At 54.0% G+C, this 22,930-nt stretch carries 16 protein-coding genes and 1 pseudogene; 5 read left to right on the forward strand and 12 right to left on the reverse strand.

Annotated features, from left to right (window positions below; all coding sequences use genetic code 11):
* Positions 1-157: 157 nt before the first annotated feature.
* From J1781_RS08515 to J1781_RS08540, 6 genes are all read right to left on the reverse strand, one after another.
* Positions 158-2,533, reverse strand: a complete 2,376-nt coding sequence (locus J1781_RS08515; protein ID WP_217138907.1) for a virulence factor SrfC family protein — start codon at positions 2,531-2,533, stop codon at positions 158-160.
* On the reverse strand, positions 2,530-5,502 hold the full coding sequence (locus J1781_RS08520; RefSeq protein ID WP_217233436.1) for a virulence factor SrfB: 2,973 nt from the start codon (positions 5,500-5,502) through the stop codon (positions 2,530-2,532). The genes J1781_RS08515 and J1781_RS08520 overlap by 4 nt, the downstream gene beginning before the upstream one ends.
* 4 nt (positions 5,503-5,506) lie before the next feature.
* On the reverse strand, positions 5,507-6,859 hold the full coding sequence (locus J1781_RS08525; protein WP_217233437.1) for an SrfA family protein: 1,353 nt from the start codon (positions 6,857-6,859) through the stop codon (positions 5,507-5,509).
* Positions 6,860-7,041: 182 nt separating this feature from the next.
* On the reverse strand, positions 7,042-7,935 hold the full coding sequence (locus J1781_RS08530) for a dihydrodipicolinate synthase family protein (RefSeq protein ID WP_217233438.1): 894 nt from the start codon (positions 7,933-7,935) through the stop codon (positions 7,042-7,044).
* A gap of 50 nt (positions 7,936-7,985) precedes the next feature.
* Positions 7,986-9,431 carry an MFS transporter gene (locus tag J1781_RS08535; protein ID WP_217233439.1) on the reverse strand — a complete coding sequence of 482 codons (1,446 nt, stop codon included), beginning with the start codon at positions 9,429-9,431 and terminating at the stop codon, positions 7,986-7,988.
* A 130-nt stretch (positions 9,432-9,561) separates the two neighbouring features.
* Positions 9,562-10,284: a 2-phosphosulfolactate phosphatase gene (locus J1781_RS08540; protein WP_217233440.1), complete on the reverse strand. Its 723-nt coding sequence runs from the start codon at positions 10,282-10,284 to the stop codon at positions 9,562-9,564.
* Between the two features lie 227 nt (positions 10,285-10,511).
* Between J1781_RS08540 and J1781_RS08545 the strand changes: the two genes are divergently transcribed.
* Positions 10,512-11,435 (forward strand): DMT family transporter, encoded by a 924-nt coding sequence (locus J1781_RS08545; RefSeq protein ID WP_129953563.1) that lies wholly within the window; start codon positions 10,512-10,514, stop codon positions 11,433-11,435.
* Positions 11,436-11,455: 20 nt separating this feature from the next.
* Here the strand turns inward: J1781_RS08545 and J1781_RS08550 are convergent, their stop codons facing one another.
* Both J1781_RS08550 and J1781_RS08555 read right to left on the reverse strand, forming a co-directional pair.
* The gene (locus J1781_RS08550; protein WP_217219509.1) at positions 11,456-12,703 is read right to left on the reverse strand and encodes an LVIVD repeat-containing protein; all 1,248 of its coding nucleotides are present in this window, start codon (positions 12,701-12,703) and stop codon (positions 11,456-11,458) included.
* Positions 12,704-12,712: 9 nt separating this feature from the next.
* A complete protein-coding gene (locus tag J1781_RS08555) occupies positions 12,713-13,780 on the reverse strand; it encodes a sugar ABC transporter substrate-binding protein (protein WP_129991010.1) in 1,068 nt (355 codons plus the stop codon).
* A gap of 220 nt (positions 13,781-14,000) precedes the next feature.
* On the opposite strand from J1781_RS08555, the gene J1781_RS08560 reads away from it, so the two are divergent.
* Complete coding sequence (locus J1781_RS08560; RefSeq protein ID WP_217233441.1) at positions 14,001-15,107, forward strand: oxidoreductase; 1,107 nt, start codon at positions 14,001-14,003, stop codon at positions 15,105-15,107.
* Positions 15,108-15,133: 26 nt separating this feature from the next.
* Here J1781_RS08560 and J1781_RS08565 read toward each other — a convergent pair whose 3' ends face one another.
* The 4 genes and pseudogenes from J1781_RS08565 to phoC all read right to left on the reverse strand — a co-directional run bounded on the left by J1781_RS08565 (position 15,134) and on the right by phoC (position 17,356).
* Entirely contained in the window at positions 15,134-15,445 is a 312-nt protein-coding gene (locus J1781_RS08565; protein ID WP_217233442.1) for a hypothetical protein, read from the reverse strand.
* A complete protein-coding gene (locus J1781_RS08570) occupies positions 15,423-15,947 on the reverse strand; it encodes a DUF2778 domain-containing protein (protein WP_129953567.1) in 525 nt (174 codons plus the stop codon). Before J1781_RS08570 ends, J1781_RS08565 begins: the two co-directional genes overlap by 23 nt.
* Positions 15,948-15,959: 12 nt before the next feature.
* A pseudogene (locus J1781_RS08575) lies at positions 15,960-16,450 on the reverse strand (Hcp family type VI secretion system effector).
* Positions 16,451-16,618: 168 nt separating this feature from the next.
* Positions 16,619-17,356, reverse strand: a complete 738-nt coding sequence (gene phoC / locus J1781_RS08580) for an acid phosphatase PhoC (protein ID WP_129953568.1) — start codon at positions 17,354-17,356, stop codon at positions 16,619-16,621.
* A 372-nt stretch (positions 17,357-17,728) separates the two neighbouring features.
* Between phoC and J1781_RS08585 the strand changes: the two genes are divergently transcribed.
* The 3 genes from J1781_RS08585 to J1781_RS08595 all read left to right on the forward strand — a co-directional run bounded on the left by J1781_RS08585 (position 17,729) and on the right by J1781_RS08595 (position 22,921).
* On the forward strand, positions 17,729-18,709 hold the full coding sequence (locus tag J1781_RS08585) for a VirK/YbjX family protein (RefSeq protein WP_217233443.1): 981 nt from the start codon (positions 17,729-17,731) through the stop codon (positions 18,707-18,709).
* Positions 18,710-19,101: 392 nt separating this feature from the next.
* On the forward strand, positions 19,102-20,667 hold the full coding sequence (locus J1781_RS08590) for an MFS transporter (RefSeq protein WP_129991006.1): 1,566 nt from the start codon (positions 19,102-19,104) through the stop codon (positions 20,665-20,667).
* An 85-nt stretch (positions 20,668-20,752) separates the two neighbouring features.
* Positions 20,753-22,921 carry a right-handed parallel beta-helix repeat-containing protein gene (locus tag J1781_RS08595; protein ID WP_217233444.1) on the forward strand — a complete coding sequence of 723 codons (2,169 nt, stop codon included), beginning with the start codon at positions 20,753-20,755 and terminating at the stop codon, positions 22,919-22,921.
* Positions 22,922-22,930: the final 9 nt, after the last annotated feature.

The raw sequence follows: 22,930 nt of genomic DNA on the forward strand, positions 1-22,930 counted from the left end.
GGACACAAAGCGGTGAATGATATTTCTTTACCCCACTATGTATAGACGGATTATGACCAATTTGTGTGACTCACGCTGCGGTTATGCCTCTGTTTTAGTCCATGCGATACCCGTAAAAAAAACCGGAACAGCATTTTTGCCGTTCCGGTTATTTCTCTCAGCAGTTGGCTGCCAGGGTTCTGAGCAATCGCTCCAGACCTTTACGCTGCTGCGCCGGGATCTCCCCGCCTGCGGCATAACCGGCGTTTCGCATGATGCTTTCCTGCAGGCCCACCAGCCAGTCGTAGATGTAAAATGCTGTGGTATTGGTCGGCGTGGCCGAAAGTTTTGTCAGACGCCGGGATGACTTCCAGCTGGCAACACTTTTCTTTGGCTTGGCAAAAATCTTATTGCCTTTATTGATACGGCTTTCCGGGCGTTCGGCTTCCGCTTGTTTCTCAAAGCCCAGCCAGGCCACAAAATCACCCAATACCGTCAGGGCACGTGAAACCTGACGATCTGCATGATGTTCATGTTCCCGTGCCCCCGCTGATAACGCACCGCCGAGTGAACGCACCAGCGCCTCGCCCATGTTCAGACGGAAACTGGCGGTAATCAGCTCCTCCATCAGCAACTCGACGGTCGGTTTAGCCACGCCAAGCAGGGCGATCAGCGGTTCGTTTTCCGGTAAGCTACGCAGATGGTTAATCCAGTAACGCTGTACAAGGCGCGCAAACGCCGTGCCGTCGTCCGGTTTTTCCTGCCAGATCTGCACATCCTGCGGCTCGGCAAATAAATCGATATCAATACCGATACCAAAACTTTCCGCGCCAGACTCATCCTGCTCACCCGTTTCAGTTGGCAGACCGGCATGCTCATGATAAATACGGTGCAGTTCATCGCGGCCGGGCAGCAGTTTTTCCAGCAACTCACCGTGAACGCCCGTGCGGGTTTGCAGCGCCTTAATCACGGTCTGAACTGTACGTTGTTTTTGCGCCGGATCAGCCGCATCACCCGCCTGGTACCAGCGTCCAAGCAGATTATCCGCCAGTTCACGGCGCAGCTCATCACGCATTTCGTTCAGGCGGTTCAGCCGGATTTCCGGGCGAATTTCTGCCACAAGATAGTCGGCCATACGTTGCAGACCACGATCATCCATGGCCAGCAGTGCGCCCCAGGCATCACCCGGATTGCCCACATGGCGCTGAACGGCCTCGTCGAAATGCGCTGATCCGCTCACGCGGCGATCGAAGGGGGTTAATACCCACACCAGCCCCGGTTTACGTCGGCCACGCACCTGCGTGTTTTCACCGTGCATTTCCTTAACCCAGTGTTCCAGTGTGCGGCCCACGGCTGCCACATCATCACGTACGTCAGCAGCCGTGCAGACCATCAGCATGTTCATTTCGTGACGATCGGTATAGCGCTCCGGCAGGTAAGAAATTTTTGCGCGGAACAGGGCGGAATTTTCATCATCACCGCTTTCATCCGTCAGAGCGCCATGACCGGGCAGATCCAGTAAATCGATCTGTTCGAACAGCACTTCGCGCGGAGGTGAAAGCAGGGGAATTTGCACTTCAGAGGCGAGCATGGTCAGTTCACCCAGTGACAACGTCACAGAAGGCGCGCTGTCATCACCGAACTGCGGGCAAACCGGGATCTGAATATCCCAACCCGGCGACTGGCTGAATATGCCTTCCGCCGGTTGCATGGCCTCATCAACCAGAATACTCAGCGGCGCCAGCAGGCTTTCCGCACCGCTCAGATGTTGCAGCGTGTGGGCGTAATGGCGGTAGGCCGCCGTCAGCGCCGGTTGATTACCCCACAACAGGGAGAACAGACGGGCACGATCATCGATGTTCAGATAAGGCGCGAGCTTGACTGCCACCGGCCAGTAATGCGCATTCAGATGGCGGAAGCGGCGCGGATCAAGGCGAATCATAGAATCCCATAATCCCATCATCTGTTCGCTGGTAAAACCGTCTACCGGCTCCGGCTGGCGATGCATCATCAGTTTACTAAGATGTTCAGTGATTTGTTGCGTGTCCGCCACGTGATAATGGCTGTCAGGCCGGAAAGCACGGATCACGATGCGGGCAAGATCGGCTTCATTAATCAGCAGCACACGTACCGGAAATGCGCGATCCCGGACGTCGGCCTGGCGGGTAAACCGGGTGGCGAAACGTGCCACGCGGTTCCCGGGATTAATCTGCGTCAGATAATCGAGCGTGACGCCTCCGAGACGGGTTTCCAGCCGCCCGTAGTTACCGGCGGCCAGCGAACAAATCAGATACGATTTCCCGGCCTGAGAGTGACCGTAAAAACCCAGCGCCGGCGGTAACTCACAGGCCAGCGCCAGACGTTGGGCTTTCTCGCGGCAGCGTATCAGCTGCAAATTCAGCCGGTCGGCTTCCAGATCCAGACGCGGGGCCTGGGCGCGGGTGGCATCGACCCAATCCAGTGCCTCGCCGATGGTGTCAGAGACCGCCGCAAACTGACGTTGCAACACGTTGGTGGTCAGACCGGCATATGTTTCTGTCGTGCTTGTTGTCATGAGACGAATACGCTCCCACTGTCGATCCAATAATGGCTCTCGCCCAGTGTATTTAGCCGCAGGCGCAGGTGATGGGCAGGCACTTTGGTGCCGTTATCCAGCACCGCGCTGGCAATATCAAAAAATTCCGGCGTCGGGTGGTCTTCCCCTTTTTTTACCGCCAGTTTTACCCGCAGCACACTGTCTCCGGCTACTTTCCGCGCCAGTTCAGGCTCGGCGACTGACAGGGTATACAGCGGCGAGGCGGGCCAGCGGTCATTTTCCAACTGACGGAAGCCCAGACAAATGGCACCGCGAATACGGAAACTGGCCGCGCTGTCGAGCTTGTAATCGTGGGCATCCAGATCAATATCGCTGTAACAAACGTTATCTTCGGTCAGCACCTGGTTGCCGTCGAGCATACCGAGATAGCGTACAGTCGAATACGGCTGGAAATCACCGGCTTTGAAATAGAAGCCAGGCAGGCGCAAATCCAGCGCCAGCAGGCACAGCATGGCGCCAACGGCTGCGGTGGATTTCGGGTTGTCGATACGCCCGAGCTTGTTAAACGGATACCAGCCACTGGTGTGATAACCGTCAAGCGACAGCATGCGGTTGATCGGCAACGGTTGCAGATGGCGGAACAGCGCCTGAATGCCAGGGAAGCGTGAAGGGCGGCCGGTCAGCAACAACACGTCGCAATCATGCAACGACACCACTTCGCACAGCGACCGCAGATTCTGCGTAATGCTCATGCGGTTAGATAAAAACTCGCTGTGCAGTCTGCTCAGTTTCAGTACCAGTGGCACCTGTAAAATGTCGAACACCGCCGAACCGGCAGGCAGAACACGCTGGATTTCGGTATGCAGATAATCCAGCATTTTCAGCGTCGGTGCCTGCTCCAGCAGTTCACCGAAGGGCGCATCAATTTCTGCATGTGTATCCAGCGGATCAAAGCGTTCATAAACTTCCAGCACTGACCGCGCCAGCGGAATAAAGATTTGCAGCGTACTTTGCTGACGCAAGGTGGCATGGCCATCCATGCGACCCTCGCTGCCAAACAGGCGCGTCATCAGACCATCAGGACTGGCCAGACCGGCTTTTTTCAGCGCCGCATGTAAGGCAGGTAATATATAGAGCTGAATGATATCCAGCAGAATATCGTCACCTGCCACTTTAAAACCTTCGCGAAACAGCAGACGCGGGGTAATTTTGACGTTATTGCCCATCCCGTCGTCGAGCCAGTATTGCGTGATGGCCAGATCGGTCGTCCCGCCGCCGATATCAATCGAAGCAATACGCAGCGTTTTGCCCTCGGGCTCATCGTCGGCCAGTTCGCGGTCAGGGCGCGCCATGCTGGCAAAAAACTCGCCGGTATGACCACCGAAATTCACCTGTGTTTCGTTGTAGAGATACACCATTTGCCCGCAGGTCGCTTCGTCCCATTCCATCTGGACGTCCGGCACCGGCATGCTGCTTTTGGCTTTGTCAGTCTGGCTTTTAAACGCGTCGTCAGACGGGTGCCAGCCCATAGATTTCCACACCAACCCGATGGCTTCCTGCATACGGCGGCGGAAAATTTCACGCTCCGGTTTCGGCATCGCTGAGGGCAATGTCAGAATAATATTGCGCAACTGACGCGGCGCGGAAGAACGCAACATACGGGTGCGCTGAGCCGGGCTATTGATTTGCATCAGCGCCTGCGCCAGCAGTTCAGACAACATCAGCGTCATCACCGAGCTTCGGCTGTAATGCGCGGAAAATACCGGCAGGCGATCTTCTGCAGGCAAATCAGACAGCGGCTGACCGTCGTCATTGATCAGGAATGTCAGTGGCATGGCCGCCGCGACCGGCTCGGTCACCGCACCGTGGCCACCCTGACTGAAACGCCAGCCCGGCGTATAGCTGTCTTCATCCCATAAATAGCGGCGCGGACTGGAAATCCCGGTCGATCCTTCCGTGCCTTCGCGCAGCAGTGCCAGACGACTGGCTTCCCGTCCGGCGCGTAAAATTGACGGCCAGATAAAAGCATCATCACGGCCGCTTTCGACGGAGAAGTTCGGTTTACCAAAGCGCGCATGGGCAAATTCGACCCGGCTTTCGAACAGCTCGTTATAGAGAAAATGCGGTTCTGAGAGGTCGCGCAGTTGCAGTTCGCTGGTCTGCTTCAGGCCATCGGTTTCACCCACATGGTCTTCCACCAGAATGCCGCAGGTATGCGAATTACCGACATCCAGAATCAGATCGACGTTGATCGCCGGTTCCTGCAAGGTCGCGCCGTTGATCTTGAGCTCAGGAATGCTGAGCTGAGTGCCGAGCATTTCCAGCAGATTCAGGTAATGCGCCTGATATTCGAATTCACGCAGGGCGACTTTAATATTGCGCGCTTCCCGCTCTTCACGCACAGCCGACTGCTCGGTGAATACTTCCCGTAACCAGCCGTCCACCCAGGTCTGATCGAGGAAATCAGGCAGTTCTTCGTTATGCCACGCCAGCGCAAAACTGATGCCATTTTTCACATCATCCGGCGTCGGTGCCAGCTGAGTTTGTTCGCTATCGCCTTCCGCCACGCGGGTATCAAAGGCAATCACCACGCGGTGTGTGCTGCCATCAGCTTCCGGTGTATCAAGCTCACGGATTTGCACCCGCGCCCAGTTATCCGGGCCAGCCATAAAAGTGCGCGGCGGATTGAAGCGCAGAAACGGCAATGGCAGCCAGATCTGGTCGAGCAATTTGAGCGACTGTTCCAGTGGAAAACTGAACTCAGGACGCACCACTTCCGGCGCGCCGCCCTCCAGCCCCGGTAAAAAGTGACGACCGTTTTGCGGATTATAATCCAGGCGCAATAACGGGCCGTTGGCGCTCTTGCGCACAAATTTAGCAGGCAGGCCGTCATCCCATACCGGCTTCAGCGCGAAGTCGAGAAACTGAATGCCGCTGTCCCGGATCAGGGTAATCTTTTGCTTAAAATCTGTAATGGTTGCCAGCATGCTGTTATTTACCTTCGCGCTTGATGGTCATTGGGTAAACCGTGTCGCCGGTATAACGGCCCTGACACACGGCAGCGCCAGTCGCGCCCTGAGTACAACTGATTTCCGGCATCTGATAACGGGAGCCGTCGCTGCATTTCGCTCTGTAACGGCTGTTAATCACCAGATTCCCTGATTGCATCAGCCCGGCATTCACCGCCGCGCGGCAGGTCACGCCTGCACCGTAAGTAATTTTCACTGTACCCTGACCCTGTTTGAACTGATAACGCAGCACCGGCGGCTTACCGGTAACCGGATCTTTGATATCGACCACCACATTCCAGTTACCGTTGAGGAACTTGGTCGAGCCGATTTTTACCGCGTCGGGCGGCATCACCAGAGCATTTTTGCTGACCGGCACAGGCGCTGCGGGGTCAGCGGCAACCGGCGTTTTTTCCACTTCCGCAACCGGCGCAGGGGAAGGCACCACCACCGCAGCCGGAGCAACCGGAAGCGACGACGGTGCCGGCGCTTTCACTTCAGGCGCTTTCACTGACTCAGTCACCGGCGGCGGGGCGATCACCGCCGGTTCCGCAGCCGCCGGTTCCGGCACTTCGTTCTTCACGGTTTCAACTTTTGGTGCAGGCGCGCGGGAATATAACCAGCCTGCGGCAGAAGCGGCAACAACCAGCGCAGCGACCGGCAGTGCCCAGATAAGTGGCGATTTTTTACGGCGCGGCGCGGCGACCGGCTCCGGCGTTGTACTTTCCTGCTCAGCCGCACGGGCTTCAATAGTTTTGATCACACGAACGGGTTCAGGCTTTTCAACCACCGGTTCCGGCGCTTTGATTTTTTCTGCTGCCAGCGACAGCGTCGGCAGAGGTTCATCAGCTTTCAGCGTATTACGCAATGCGGCGAAAGCATCAGGGTTACTGGTGCTCTCGAGGCTAACGAAGCCCCAGAATGTCAGCACCGGCTGGCCGCCGACCAGGTACACATGGTTTTGATCCGGAAAACGAAAGGCTTTTTCCAGTAACGCGCCAAAAAACTGTGTGGCTGATTTTTCGGAAGATTTTGCTGCTTTGCTGATTTGTGACACGCTGTCGAGACAGTTTTCCAGCTGGCGCAACGCCGACGCACGCGCGGCATCGGTGGCTGCGGCCCAGGAAACAACTTTGCCTTCACGGGGGGAGTACCAGTCGAGGCGGTCACCGGCCTCGTTAAGCTGCGGGATCGCCAGACAGTCAGCAATGACAGGTTGTTTACGCAGACGTAAGGTTTCGCGTAATTGCAGAGCTGATGCGTAAACCGGTTGTCCGTTTTCGCCCAGCGCAAGGATGTCATTGAGACTGCCACTGCGTAAAAATGATTTTGCCACGCCTGAATAGCCTTTATGGGTTTTGCCCTGCATCAGCGCACGGGCAGAAAAGGTTCATGATGCTGACACCATAAGCGATTTAAGCGAAATCAAACGGGGGAATAAGCGACAAAAAGCGTGGCTGTTTATGGCGTGGGGACGGGAAAAGGAAATGACGGCGGGAGGGGCCCCCGCCATCCGGATCAGGCGCGCAAATCCAGCTGTTCAAGAACAGTGGCCAGATGTTGCCGGTCATCACCGGCCAGAGACTGCAGCGGTAACGGCAGGCAGGGTGCGGCAACAATACCCAGAATTTCCGCTGCGGCAGCGACAACGCGCAGGCTGCCGTGCTGGCGGAATAATGCCCAGAGTGGTTCCAGCTGTGCCGACAATGCCTGTGCCGTCCGGGCATCGCCTTTTTGCGCCGCACGGGTGATCGCCAGCGGAATTTCCGGGAACAATCCGGCAATCACGGAATACCAGACATCACCGCCTTGCGTCAGTACAGTAGCTGCCGCCAGATCGCCTGCGGCACCAAGCGTCACATGAGAAGGAACAAGCGGACGCAGTTGTTCGAGGCGTTGGCGCGTGGTGAGCGGATCGGCTGAAAGTCCGGGAATTTTGATGCTGGCAACATGCGGTAATTGTGCGATGCGCGCATACAGCTCGTCGGTGAAATCGAAATTCGTCGTTCCCGGATTATCATAAACACACAATGGCACCGAAAGATGGCGGGTGACAGTCTCATACAAGGTAAATACTTCATCGCTGGTGAGTTTCTGATACGACACCGGCGCCAGTAGCACCGCGCTGACGCCGGCCCGCTGGGCATCTTCTGCCAGATGCAGCACATCAGAAGTGCGCACTGAACCGATACTGACCATCACAGGAATACCCCCGGCGTGTTCCACCGCCAGCCGCGCAACACGGTCGCGCTCACTGTGCTTCAGATAGGCATAACTGCCCGTCGAGCCGAGCGCACCGATCGAATCCACACCGGCGGCAACCAGGCGCTCCATCAGCCTGACAAAGGATTTCTCATCAATACCTTTTTCAGTCAGCGGTGTAATAGGAAAAGCACTTAATCCTGTGAACATCGGTTTCTCCCAAAGGGGGTAATTAACACACGTTATCATAGAGCAACGGTTCATTTTTTGCCTGAAACGGATGAACCCGCGTCAGGTTTAAGCCGCAGCATATCCAGCCAGCCAATCAGCGTCAGCACGGCAATAACCACAAAGGAAATTTTAAAACTCATGCCCGGAATATCGTCCCAGTGCATCAGACCGGTCAGTTGCTCACCAAGACGTGTGCCCAGCGCCCCGGCGGTGATGCCAAGCCCGACAGACAGTTGCAGCACCGTGCTGAACAGGGTGTTGGCATCAGCCATTTGTTTCGCAGGCACATCGGAAAACGCCAGCGTGCTGATGCCGGTAAACTGCATCGAACGGCTCAGGCCGCCGAGAAATAACAATAACATCACCAGCCAGTCCGGCGTACCCCGCGTCAGGAACGCACAGAACAACAGGGAGAAAACGCTCAGCAGGCCATTAATCACCAGCACCGGCCGGAAGCCAAAACGACGGATCAGCGGCGTAGTGGCCGGTTTCATCGCCAGATTACCGGCAAATACCGCCAGCACCAGCAAACCAGCATGGAAGGGGTCCATGCCAAACCCGACCTGCAACATCAGCGGCAGCAGGAAAGGCACGGCGCTGATGGTCACACGAAACAGCGAACCGCCGCCCATACAGATACGAAACGTCGGAATGACTATCGCCCCGAGGTGTACCATCGGCGCGGGGGCGCGGTAAAGATGCCGGATAGCCAGCACCGAAAGCACCACACCTGCCGCCAGCAACAGTATGGCAACAGTCCATAAAATGTGGTCCTGACTGATCAGCTCCAGACCAGTCACCAGCGAAAGCATCGCCAGCCCGGTCAGCACAAACCCCGACTTGTCGAAATGCTTCGGCTCAGCGGAAGGCGCCTGCGGGAACAGACGCCACGCCAGCATCATCGCGATAATCCCAAGCGGCACATTGATATAGAAAATCCAGTGCCATGAGGCGTAATGAGTGATAAATCCGCCAAGCGGCGGCCCGAGGATCGGTGCCACCAGCGCAGGCCAGGTCAGGGTAGCGATAGCTTTAATAAGCTGCGGTTTCGGCGTCGTTTTCAGCACCGTAAGACGCCCGACAGGCACCATCAGCGCACCGCCGATCCCCTGAATAATACGCAGAATGATGAATTCACTGACGCTGCTTGCCATGGCACAAAACAGCGAGGCCAGCGTAAAGACGGCGAGGGCAAACGTGAAAACATTGCGGGCGCCAAAACGTTCCGCCGCCCAGCCGCTGGCGGGGATCAGCACTGCCAGCGTGAGCATATAGGCACTCATCCCGGCGTTGAGATCAACAGCAGACACCCCGAAGGAAATCGCCATTTGCGGCAGTGCCGTGGCAATCACCGTACCGTCGATAAACTCCATGAAAAAGGCGGCGGCAACCAATAAAGCAATAACGGAGATCCCGGAATTAACGCCGGACGCTTCCTGCGGATGCTCTGACACATCCGGTTTACTGTGGCTCATTATGTTCTGTCCCGGAAAAAAACCACTCGCTGCAAGGCACAGCAAAAGATAGATGATAAGTATTAAACCTATCACACACCTTTAGCCGGGTTATAGATCAACGGAGGATCAAAAAGAGCGATTTTTACGCTTAGCTGACCGCAGTAAAAAACTCCCCCTGTAACTGACAGGCGAAATCACTGACATCTTCCTGCAGACACAGCGTGACATCGGCAGAAAAATCTCGTCGTATGAGTTCACGTGCGGAGCCGCAATCAGCAAGTTCTTCCAGCGTGAGGTTTTGATAAACCGCCTTTGCCGCGCGGGCTTCTGCTGACCACCGATGATTTTGTAAACGTGAAATCAATCCCCCTGCAGCGACCAGATCTTCAAGCGCCGGACGAAGACTGTTGTCCGGCCATTTTTCACCGGCGGGGATCACCAGAATGCGCTGATATTTTTCGCAGGCATGCGCAGTCGCGTTGAGATTGCGCAGGCAGGCGGTGAAAATCGCCGCATTGTGTATTTTGGCTTTAAACGTCAGCGCCGATCCGTTCGGCGAGGGTAATACCAGCCGCGTTCCGGTAGCCATCTCCTGAAGGGAGCAGGGCGAAAGGGTAAAACCCGGCCCCTGAAAACGCCGGTCAAACTGCGCACACTGTGCATTTCGCTCAGCAGCATATTGCTGCGCGCTGGCGTCCTTCCATGGATAGGGGAATATCACACCACCGCGTTCATTCGCTACACTCACGCAGGTAGAAAACGACATCACATCAATAATCACAATACAATCGGCCTTAGCCGCCAGATGCTCCACCGCCTGCGCCCCCCATTCCAGACGCACGTCAAAATCAGCTTGTAAGAAATCCGTCATCAGGAATTATCCTCAGGTGTGCTTTTCCCCCTCCAGATATCACTATCATTTCATTCCCTGGGGTGACGTTAGTTTTTTAACGGCATTCACTGGCAAGTTTCCTGAATAACAAAGCAAGAAAAAGAGGGTTTTTCGGGCTGAACATTCACTACACTGATTAACACGTTTTAGTTGTTCGCCTGCATCAATAAAACAAGACATCAGACAATATTCAATAGGGGATGTGAATGAAAAGTGGGGATTATTGCCGACTGCTACTGCTGGCGGCGATCTGGGGTGGCAGTTTTCTGTTTATGCGGGTGGCGGCCCCGGCGTTCGGCGCCATCAATACGGCGTTTCTGCGGGTACTGTTCGGGTTTGTCGGGCTGGTAGTGATCCTGGCGGTCATGAGAACGCCGCGTAATTATCAGCATAAATTTGGCCGCTCGCTGCTGCTCGGAGTGATCAACTCCGGTCTGCCTTTTCTGATGTATTGTCTGGCAGCACGTTGGTTACCCGCAGGGTATTCCGCCATTCTCAACGCCACCACGCCGCTGATGGGTGTCGTGCTTGGCGGTTTATTCTTTCATGAAACCGTGACGCTCAAAAAAGCGTTCGGCGTGCTGACTGGCCTGTTCGGCATTACCTTGCTGACCACCACCGGCAGCGCGGAATCGGTGCCGCAATTACTGGCGGGCGTCATCGCCTGCCTGGTGGCGACCGGCTGTTATGCGGTGGCCGGTTTCCTGACACGCCGCTGGATCACCGAACGTGGCGGGCTGGATCCCAAACTGGTGGCGACCGGTAGTCAGCTCGGCGCGACGCTGTTCCTGTTACCTTTTTTCCTCTATACCTCAGCAACCGAAGCGCCGGTCAGCTGGGCGCAGCCACTGGTCTGGCTCTGTGTGCTGGCGGTCGGTTTTATCTGCACGGCATGGGCGTACATCTTGTATTTCCGTCTGATAGCCGATATCGGCCCGCTGCGCAGCATGACGGTGACTTTTCTGATCCCACCGTTCGGTATTCTGTGGGGTTATCTGCTGCTTAATGAAAAGCTATCGGAAGGTTTTTTCGCGGGCGGCATTCTGATTTGCGTGGCGGTGTGGCTGGTCCTCAGCCCCGGAAAGTCAGTGACGGGAAAAACAAAAACGCCCGCGCCTGAAACCCGATAAGTTCCGGCGCGGGCAGGGGATCAACCGAGGTATTCGATAATGGATAATCCGCCGTTATAGTCGGTGCTGTAGATAATCCCCTGCGCATCGACAAACACGTCGCAGGACTGAATCACCTGCGGCCTGCCAGGCCGTTTATCCATCATGGTGGCGGGCGCAGCAGGCACCAGCGCACCGGTTTCTTTCGGCTGGTACGGATTGCTGATGTCGTACGCACGTACACCCGCATTCTGGTAGGTCGCGAAAATCAGCGTTGAACTGATAAAGCTGCCCGGCCGGTTTTCATGCAGATTATGCGGTCCGAAATGCGCGCCTTTGCTGACATAATCCCGTTCTCCGGGCTGCGGGAAGGTCGAAATACTCACCGGATTCGACGGCTCGCGCACGTCAAACAGCCAGATCAGCTTTTCGCCATCTTCCTGATTATCCAGCACCGCTTCGTCGAGTACGACCAGCAAATCCCGGTCCGGCAACGGCAGCGCGGTATGCGTGCCGCCGCCAAAGGGCGGGCTCCAGTTGCGATGCGAAATCAGCTGCGGCGCGCTGCGGTCTTTGATATCCAGCAACGTCAGGCCACCGTCACGCCAGCTGGCGTAGGCTATATCTCCGCTGATAATGGCATGGTGCAGCGCATAACGTTTACCTTCCGGCCAGTCCGGCGTTTCACCGCCTGCGGTATGCATGCCCGGCAACCACCAGCGCCCGGCGACCTGCGGATTACGCGGGTCAGCCAGATCGATAGTCAGGAAGATGTAATCACTGTAGCCATCAATCAGGGCTGAAACGTACGCCCAGCGCCCGCCGACATACCAGATGCGGTGTACACCGATGCCATCCAGACCGAGAAAGCTGATTTCTTTTGGCTGATCGGGCACCGAAATATCAAAGATACGCACACCGGCACTCCAGCCACGCTGTTGCGTACCCTGAACCGTTTCGCTGACGGAACGTGTGTAATAAACCTTTTCATCGGCAAAGCGGACATCCGCGAACAAATCGCGGGCATTGATCACCAGCAGCAAATCGTCATGTGCCTGTAAATGCACATTCCAGGTGCCCGGCGGCGCAGGGACAAAACCGGCGGAGCGCGGTTTTTTCGGGTCCCGCACATCCACAATGGAGAAACCCTGCGAGACCATGTGGCCGATATAGGCGTAACCGCGATGAACCATTACCTGGACGCCATCGGGTTTTCCACCCTGATCGCTGTGGCCGATCAGCCGCATATTACGACTGTATTCCGGCGTCGGGAGAGATTGCATTGTCATCATCCGGCCTTATTTTTTGTGCTGCGCTTCAAGAGTGGCGAACCACGGCGCGATGAAATCATCAGATTTGCCCCAGCCGGGGATCACTTTCGCCAGCGATGCCACGTTCACAGCATCAGGGTTGCTTGTCAGCAATGCCTGCGGGATAGCCGCCGCTTTGAATTCATACGTCTCAGGGGTTTTCTCACCGGCAATCTTGTTGGCAACCAGACGCAGGTTTATCGCGCCGATCAGTTTCGGATCCACCGCCACGCTCAGTTTCCACGGGCTGTTGGCCGCGCGCATCAGGCCGATATCCTGATTGGAAATATCGATACTGTAGAGTTTGATTTCAGTGCGGCCATTCTCCTGTAAGGCTTTATATGCGCCCTGACTAAAGGCATCCCAGGTTCCCCAGATCGCGTCGATTTTCCCTTTCGGGTATTTCGCCAGCAGCGCGCCGATTTTATTGGCGGTATCGCCCTGAACATCCGACGACACAGCACCGACAGATTCCAGCTCATGAATGCCAGGATGGGCGGCTAATACTTTTTTATAGGCATCCTGACGACGTTCCATCGGCGGGAAACCGGCCACCCACAGTTTGACGATATTGGCTTTGCCGTTGAAATCTTTCACCAGTTGCCCGACAGAAAGATCGGTGAGCGAGGCGTCATCCTGTTGGGTCACGGTCACACCGGGAATATTACCGTTCACGGCGGTATCAAACACGGATACCGCGATGCCGCTGGCCGTAATGCGTTTCAGCAAATCGGTGGAATACGGGTCGCGCCCCTGTGACAAAATAATGCCGTCGTATTTCTGACTGATGGCCTGATTCACGAAGTCCTGAAATTTCGCATCGTCACCATTACTGAGGAAAGTACTGACCTGGAAGCCCAGCTTGCGGCCTTCCTGAATAACACCGGACAAAAACTGCGTAGTGTTATCGTCAGACCCTAAATTGCGGATCACGGCAATGCGCACCGGCCCCTGGTGATCGGCGATAGCTTTCGGTACCGGCGCGGTTTCTGCCGCAAAAGAAGGAAAAACGGAGAACAGACTTAACGCCAGTAACGACGCGGAGAACAGTTTCATGGTTATTACCCTGTGTGGTTAATCATCATTTAAACGGGAGGACAATTCATGACAGCCCTTATTCAGGCTTTTATAGTGAGTTAATGAATTGATTACCCGAGTTTTAATGACCCGGGAATGAATGGCAACGAACGAAAAGGCATAAGTTAATGCCAAAGAGTATTAGCCATCCGGATGGCCGGGCGTAGGATGTTAACAGCCTCTAAATTAAGGATTTCCCATGAGTGATACTGATATTCGCGTGGTGCCCGGCCCCGCCAACTACTTTTCTTTCCCCGGCGCCATAGACCGGCTGGCGCAGTTTTATTCGCCGGAACAACTGGACAAGGCACTGTGGATTTACGGTGAGCGCGCCTTAACCGCCGCTCAGGATTTCCTGCCGGAAGCCTTTACCGCCTCACAGGCGAAACACGTGTTGTTCAAGGCGCATTGCAGCGAAACCGAAGTACAGCGTATTGCGGATACCGGCGGCAATGACCGTCAGGTGGTGATCGGCATCGGCGGCGGCGCAGTACTGGATACCGCCAAAGTTGTGGCGCGCCGGCTCGGCTTGCCGGTGGTGGCGATCCCGACGATTGCAGCGACCTGTGCGGCATGGACGCCGTTGTCAGTGTGGTATAACGATGAAGGTCAGGCGCTGCGTTACGAAATTTTCAATGATGCCAACCATCTGGTGCTGGTCGAGCCGCGTATCATTTTGCGGGCGCCGAAAGAATATCTGCTGGCTGGGATAGGCGATACGCTGGCGAAATGGTATGAAGCGGTGGTGCTCAGTCCGCAGCTGGAAAAACTGCCGTTAACCGTACAGCTTGGTCTGAATACCGCGCTGACTATCCGCGACGTGTTGCTTAATGAAAGCGAAGCGGCCTTACAGGCACAAGACGATAGCCAACTGACGCCACCGTTCCTCAATGTGCTCGATGCCATCATTGCGGGTGGCGGATTGGTGGGCGGCCTGGGCGACCGCTATACGCGCATCGCAGCAGCACATTCGGTACATAACGGCCTGACTGCGTTGCCACAAACTGACGCGTTTCTGCACGGCACTAAAGTCGCTTACGGCATCCTGGTACAAAGCGCGCTACTCAACCAGCCGGAAGTGGTGCAGCAGTTAACCGCGCTGTACAAGGTATTAGATCTGCCGGTCAGTCTGGCGCAATTGCAGGTGGATATTCATGATGAGAAACAGCTTTCCCGTCTGATTGAACGCACCCTCCAGCCCGGAGAATCCATTCATCTGCTGCCGGGAAACCCCAACGCCGAACAACTGCGTCTGGCGTTTGAGTTTGTTGAGAATAATAAGGCATCGGGGTCTTTAATTCCCTGAACAGAAAAACCCGGCATCAGCCGGGTTTACTTTATATTTTTACGTTTAATGACCTTAATGCCTGCCTTCACAATTGTCTCAATCATAACCATTATCAACAAGGTTGGGATTAATCCTGTGACGGAGAGCAACACGACAAAAATATCATCCTGCAGTCCAGGCCATGGGGGGGCTCCGTAATCTGGTTTCATCAGTTGATCAAAATAATCCGCGATGGCTATCGATTTGATGTATTCATAATCAATCAGCCAGCCGGGGAAGGGCGACAGCAGGTAGTAATCTATAAAAATAAAAAGCGCCAGCCGCACTGCTATCTTACAGAATAAGGCATGGCGCATTCATATCCCCCGTAACTTCGATTTCTCCATATGCCTTAAGATGTATGATTGGGATGTCTCTAGTGTGCGAATTCAACAACGCGCTTCTGAGCGTGTCAAAATCCGCATGATACATGAATGTTAAACACCCATCTGATACGCCGGTACCATCCGGACGCAATGGATGCAAACGGAAACTTTTGCGCAAGGTCTCGCCGATATAAGTTGAATCATCAATCAAACCATCTTGGCGATACAGAGCAAACCAAGATGAGTAATCATTACCTGTGCGAATATGCTTTTCGTACTCCTTTAATCTCGACCTCACTCCCCCTCTGGGGCGGTCAACAATCCAGTATTTACCCGTCGGAATTGGCCCATTTTCATTACCTCCACAACCTATTCTGTTTGTATGCGGGAATAAGCCTGAAAATACAGGGAAGATCCCCACACCAGCACAATAAAGTTTTGCAATTTTTCCGCCCTCATAAAGACGATTAAAATCCACTTTGCATGAAATCATCCCTGTCCCCGTTTATGCGTAAATGCTGGAGTTCCACTGATCGGTAAAACTGATATGTCCGTCTAGGTACAACCATGTAATTTTCTGATACCCAAGGCCAATGGACTCCGTGGGCATACTGGCCTGTCCGTCAGCGTGTTTGAAATTGTGCATATGAGGATTGATGTTAAGTATACGCACGCCTTCCATTGTCATATTCAAAAACTCTTCCTCCATACCAGCCGCATTAATGCGATACCATTTAATCACCGCCTTTTGCAGCTTTTCGCTGGTGGCGACGGCACGGTATAGGTAGGGAGTGATTTATCGAACTCTTTTACAAGTCCCATGGTTTGATGAATACGGGTAGATGTCAGCCGACCGGTATTGCCATCGAAGGGTACGGAAAGACCATGCGTGAAGCTTTGGATCTCGATCGCGCCTTCACGGCTTAAAACCTCAGAACCGCCATAAAGTAGTGCGCCATTTGCATCGTATAGCCAGAGATATGCGGAGTTAGCCATAATGAAACTCCTTTTTAAAATGAGGAGTGACGTTATGCCTGCGAAGGGGAGTTAACAATTAGTGACCGTTGCAAAAAAGCAATTTTCAGAAATTTAGTATCAATGAGAAATGTGGCATTACAGACTCCCCGACTTTTACGAAGACCAGGCCGGGGAGGCCAGCAATATTTACGGATGCTGTTTCGCAAACTCTTCTTTGGCTTTTTGCAACTGTTGCTGGAAAGCCGAATTCGTATGCAAGGTAGCGACCACAGCGGAGCCCACGATACGGGCCGCATCGACATCACTTTGCCAGTGGTAGCCACAAATCACACGGCTTTGTCCTAAATCGAAACCACGTTGCAGGATTTGATCCTGGCGCTGCGGGTTAATTTCTGTGAGTACCAGCGCCGTAGCCCAGCCAATAGAAGTGTGCCCGGAAGGATACGAACCGTTTTTAGACAGCTTATCCTGCTCAGTGGTATTACAGGTCGGCACACCATAGAAGGCAAACGGGCGGATGCGCATGTACTTTTCTTTAGCAGAACGTGTCGCAAGGTCACCTGCATCTTCAATCATATTGGTCAGCAGTTTGTGCAATTCCGGTGTGTCTTTAGCGGTGATCGGCGAACCGAATGCGCCCGAGAAAGCGTTCGCGACGCCACCGGCACTCAGGTTGGCATCTTCGGCAGCCAGTTTGCCACGTTCAGTTGAGCGCAGCAGACGTCCCTGTTCATACATGGCCTGATCGTTTAGGAAAGCGATACTGCCCACCGCAGGTGGCGGCGGCAGCAGCGCCAGGCTGTTAATCGCCTGATCATTTTTTAAGTAGTAAAGGTCTGGTTTGGTGGTTGCATCATTGCCGGTCAGGGCAAACGAGCTGACAGAAAAAAAGCTGGCGAGGCAAAAAGTAGTAATAATTTTCATCAAAGTTTCCTTACACGAACCGCTGAATGTTTATTACGAATTCATTTTCGTAACATTTACCCACATCTCTGAGTAAAACAAAAACGGGCTCACAATGCCTGCGCGAGGTCTCAAAACCGAAAACTCATCATTCAAATGAATGATTATTCAACGCTTAACTCAGCCGCAAAGTCTTTCTGAGCGGAAAATGTGCTGCAAAGAGGGGGGATGATCTTCGGATGAAGAGGCAGAAGGGATAATGTCAGGATAATGTAAACGACAGCTAAACAACCTGCACTTATTGCTACTACCTCGCTTCTCTTTAAAACCGCGTTGTAAAGGTGTTTAAAAACCCGGTGATACCGTGATTATTTCAGGCATCGGAAATAGATCATGGAACACATTCCTCTCAATGAAACCGAATCCCACAGCGAAACGTTTCCCGTTGAACCATCCTTAAAAAAAACCAGCGGACTCAGTTTGTTTATCGATCTTCTGAGCGGGGCGTGCGTACCGGACAACCTGTGGCGCGACCGGATGTTCCGGGTCAAGTACGCCGTGCGCACCTTGCTGCATCCGCTCGATACCCTGAAAGTGCTGAACAAAATGGCGGCGGAAGCAGTCTGGCAGGAAGCCTTTTCTGTGCAGACCAAACTCCCGAGTAAAATTCACAAACCGTACCTGCATCTCGGTTTACATTCTGCCGGGCGTGCTGACGCACTGGTTGATCACTACGAATTCGTCAAAAACCTGGAAAACACCCGCCTGCGCAAGACCTTTCTGAGTGCGGGTGGCAATACCATCACCCGGTTCACGGGCAAAGACGGCGAAGCTTTCCGTGTGGTACTCGGTTCCATCGGCAAATCTGAGCGCGAAGGCGAAGCCAATATGTTCCTTTATATGGAGGACATCCTGCTTGCGGCCCTGACGTTCAGCATTGTGCAACGCCCGGAAGGGGCGACATTGATTATCGGCGGATTTCAGGGGGCGCATCGTTCTACGGCGCATGAAGTGATTAAACAGGCGACCAAATCCTGTTACGGATTGTTCCCGAAGCGACTGCTTCTGGAAAGCCTGCAACGTGTCGCCGCCGAAACCGGTGTACAGCGTATTCTTGCGGTCAGCGACACCGGCCATGTGTTCCGCAGTCTGCGCTACCGTCACCGCAAGAAAAATGTGTTCGTCGCCAGTTATAACGAATTCTGGGATTCCATCAGCGCCACGCCCGCATCTTCAGCTTTATATCAGGTACCGCTGGAACTGCCGCGCAAGCCCATGGAAGAGATTGCCAGTAAGAAACGTTCTGAGTACCGCAAGCGTTATACCTTGCTCGATGAATTACATGAGAGCACAGCGTCGTTACTGAAAGCCTGACCTCAGACTTCACGGTAAATTACCCGCTGTAGCAAGCTCCGGGGCCAGGGACCGGCCTTTTCCTCCGTATTTCCAGCGTTTATGCATCACCTTCACTGAAAATTTCACCCCTGATGTCACATTACCGCAGAGGTTAAGTGTCAGTTTCATAAAGTAATAGTCAGTTAATTATTTTGTTTAAAACTAATGCACTTCGAAGTATCTCGCCAATTGTGTATTTTTGATGGCGAGGAATGTTACACGTATCGCAAAATCTTATCGCCAACTGCCCCCTGCTGATTTAAATGTGATGTTATTCACATCTATTCATTCATCCCGCCTATATAAAACGTCATCTCTATAAAAACGAAACAACGGTTCATTTTATAAAAACCTCTCTGGGCGGATAACGTATGAACACAGAAAAACCTATTTTATTTAAACATCAGCTGGCGTACGGCGGTGGAAATCTGTTGGGCAGCGGCGCACTGGCCATCGCCGGGATCTGGCTGCTGTATTTCTACACCACGTTTTGCGGCCTGACGCTGTTACAGGCTTCGGCGATCTTCTCCGTCGCCAGCATCATTGATGCCATCAGTAACCCGCTGATGGGCTATCTCTCGGATAACTTTGGCAAAACGCGGCTTGGTAAACGCTTTGGCCGCCGCCGCTTCTTCATTTTACTGGGCGTGCCGCTGATGATGTTCTATCCGCTGCTGTGGGTAGAAGGTTTCGGATTCTGGTATTACCTGTCCACTTACGTCATGTTCGAGCTGATCTACACCTCGGTGATGGTGCCGTATGAAACGCTCGCGACAGAAATGACCACCGATTTCTCTGCCCGCTCAAAACTGACTGGCTATAAAGCTATTTTCGGTAAAGTCGCTAACTTCCTTGCGGCCTTCATCCCTGGTCAGTTCATCCTGATTTACGGTAAGGACTCCGCGCAGCCCTTCTTCTTCACCGCCCTGACGTATGGGGTGATCCTGTTTATCGCCATCGGCATGTTGTATCTCTCCTCCTGGGAACGCCCGACAGAAGAGACCACTCCCGTCGATGAGAAGAAAATGACCCTTGGCAAAACCATGCTGACGCTGGTGCGCGACATGAAGTCAACATTCCACCTGCGCGTGTTCCGCAAGCATCTGGGCATGTATCTGTGTGGTTTCGGGGCAGAATGGCTGTTCGCTTCCGTCTTCACCTACTTCATCATTTTCGTGCTGCAGTATGACCCGGCGATGGTTGCCGGTCTGAGCAGCCTGAACTCACTGCTGCAACTGTTCTCTACGGCAATATTTATTGGTATCTGTGTGAAACACGGGTTCAGCAAGCCTTACATCCTGGCGCTGGGCATCGTAATTTTCTCAGTAACTTGCTACAGCCTGCTTCACTTCCTGCATTTGCCGCAGCAGTACGCGACAGCCGCCATGCTGACAATCACCGTGATCTTCGGTATCGGTACCGGCGGCGTATATTACATTCCGTGGACGGTTTACACCTTCCTGGCGGATATAGATGAAGCCTTTACCGGCCGTCGCCGCGAGGGGATTTACGCCGGTGCAATGACTTTCTCCGGCAAGCTGATGCGCTCAGTGATTGTTTTCGTGATGGGCGCCATTCTGAGCTTCTACGGGTTCCAGTCTAAATCTCACACCCAGCCTGAAAGTGCGGTGATGGCAATTGCGCTGGTGTTCTGTATCGGTGTTATTGCGCTGGCGCTGATGGCTATCGTGTTCAGTAATCAGATGAAACTGAACCGCAAAACCCATCTTGTGGTGCTGGGCGAAGTGGCACGTATTAAAGCGGGCGGGCAGATCAGCGAGGTACAACCGGAAGTGCGGGCAGTGATGGAAGAACTGATCGGTTATCCGTATGAACAGTGCTGGGGCAACAGTGTGGTTTGCCGCAAAATTTTCGATACACCCGCCGTTGAACTCACTGAACCCAAACCGATGGTGAGCACCACGCAACAACCTTAGCTCCTGATTTAAATCTACTTTTTTCTTTCCCGACTGGCCGGGTCACCGGCCAGCGACCCCTTTCGTTTTGAGGATAAGAACGATTATGTGGGCATCAAAATTTGTTGTTACCGCGCTCGCCCTCGGGATAAGCGCACAAAGTCTGGCTGCCGCACTGCCAGACAGCGGTAAACTGGTCTGGCACAGCACGACTTTTGGCCAGTCAACTGACGTCAATTTCGCTACCAACGTTCTGCCGGAGAAAATCGGCATGAATGAAACTTTACTGGCAGACGGTAAACCTGTGCCAGCGACAGGCACTCTGCTCAGTACGCCTTTCAGCCTTGAAAGCCGTGGCGGCAAAGTCGGTAACAGCCACGATGGTTTAACCTATTTCTATACCCGATTGCCGGCGGACGTGAATTTTCAGCTTGAAGCGGAAATCACGCTCAATCAGTTCGGACCGGAAAATGGCGCAAAACCGGCCGGACAGGAAGGGGCAGGATTACTGGTACGCGATATTCTGGGCAATCCGCGTGAACCGGTGACTAAACCGGGTATTGAAGAGCTGCCGGCCGCGTCAAATATGGTGATGAACAGCATAATGGCCACTGGCGATAAACCGCCGGTACTGGCACTGATTGCCCGGCAGGGTGTACAGCAACCCTGGGGAAATACCGGCATCGGCATTGTGCGAGAAAGTTATCATCCGCTGAGTACACCTGCCCGTTTCTCGCTGCGACTGACCCGCACGGACAACGGTTTCATTGTCGCTTATGCGCCACAGGGCAGCGATCAGTGGGTCAGCAAATCCGTGCAGCATGCAGACAGCGTGACACAACTGGACAAAGCCGGATATTACGTCGGTTTCTTCGCCTCGCGGAATGCGAAAATTACGGTAGATCATGCCCGACTCACGCTCAGCGAGGCGCATATACAGCCCTCTGCGCCATATGTGACGCCGTCACTGAATGCGCGTATTGAGGTGATGTCATCGCCGCTCATTGCCCGCCGCGACAGTGTGTTCCAGTTACGCACTAACGGCGACGGACGGGTTAAGATTGAACAGAATGACAAACCGTTGTTGCCGCAAAAAGCGGTGCGCGGTGGTGAAGTGGTGACGGTTCCGCTACATGCTGAACAACCGGTAACGATGCTCAAGATCACCTACATACCGGCGGACGGTAAACAAGTGACACAGGAATTCCCGGTGCGTATGGCGCTGGTCAGCAATCCTGACGAGTTGTATGTTTCTCCGGCTGGTACGGCAGATAATGACGGTTCGGCTGAACATCCGCTGGATTTTGACAGTGCGGTAAATCTTTTAGCACCGGGCGGCACGCTCTGGCTGAGTGAGGGTGACTACCCGGCAAGCGTGATCCCGGCCACCGCCAGCGGCACCGACACCCACCGGAAAACGCTGCGTACGCAAGGCGACAACGTGGTGTTTAATGGCCTGAAACTGAATGCCAGCTACTGGAATATTCAGGGGATTACCGTCACGCAAAAAAGTTTTCATGTTGCCGGAAGCTATAACCATCTCGACCGCATTAAGGCGCATCATGCCGATGATACCGGCATCTGGGTGGCATCGCCGGACGGCATCGGGCGGGCTCTGTGGGCCAGCCACAATCTCATCAGCAATTCTGAATCCTGGGGAAATCAGGATCCGGGGCGCAAAAACGCCGACGGATTTGCCGTCAAAATGCGCGTGGGCGAGGGCAACCGTCTGATCAATTGTTATTCCCACGACAACATCGACGACGGTTTCGACCTGTTCAACAAAATCGAAGACGGCCCGAACGGCAGTGTGACGATTGAGAACAGCTTGTCGGTGAACAATGGCAGCAATGGTTTCAAACTGGGTGGCGAAGGGTTACCGGTCGGCCATGTGGTGCGCCACAACGTTGCAGTTGGCAACGGTATGGACGGTTTTACCGACAACTTCAATCCGGGCGCGCTGGTTATCGGACATAACCGCGCTGTCGATAACAAACGCTTCAATTTCCTGTTCCGGCCATCACCGTACACCACGGCTGACAAGCAGGGCACCTTCAGGGACAACATTTCGCTGCGAACCACGGCAGGGAAGTATGACGATGCCGTCACCGGCAATGTGGATGACAGTAGTTATTTTTACACTGATCATAAAACGGTGAATATAAAACATCAGGAAATTATACCGGGAGATTATATTTCCCTGCGGCTACCGGATCCGATAACCCGTCTTTCTGACGGTGGATTTAATTACGCTGACTTTTTGAAAAACAAATAAAGCAGCGTC

This window comes from Rahnella perminowiae (assembly GCF_019049695.1).
Classification (GTDB): domain Bacteria; phylum Pseudomonadota; class Gammaproteobacteria; order Enterobacterales; family Enterobacteriaceae; genus Rahnella; species Rahnella perminowiae.